General features: G+C 71.9%; 1 protein-coding gene. It reads right to left on the bottom strand.

All coding sequences use genetic code 11. The features are described 5' to 3' along the window. A partial coding sequence (locus ACLJNW_RS26585; RefSeq protein ID WP_410961563.1) for a hypothetical protein occupies positions 1-256 on the bottom strand: 256 nt, incomplete at both ends.

The following is a 256-nucleotide window of genomic DNA, read 5'->3' as shown; positions in this document are numbered from 1 at the left end:
CCTCGCGGGCCGCTTCGCCGGCCTGCAGCGGCATCGCCGCGAGGTCGCCGGGAATCTCCAGGCGCGGCGGACGCTCCTCGTCGAGCAATGCACCGAGGCTGTCGCCAACGCCATCGCTGGGGTCGCCGATCAAGCGCTTCAGCTTGCCGATCAGCCGCCGCTCCCAGCGCGGGTAATGTTCGGTATGCCGCTCCGGCGCGTGGCCCTCGCCGAACAGCACCGGCGCACGGTCCTGCTCCAGCAGGCTGTCCAGCAG

The organism is Salmonella sp. SAL4457, assembly GCF_046548235.1.
GTDB classification, from domain to species: domain Bacteria; phylum Pseudomonadota; class Gammaproteobacteria; order Enterobacterales; family Enterobacteriaceae; genus Salmonella; species Salmonella enterica.
The sequence above is the reverse complement of the archived record's forward strand: the minus strand, read 5'-3'. Positions and strand labels throughout refer to the sequence as shown.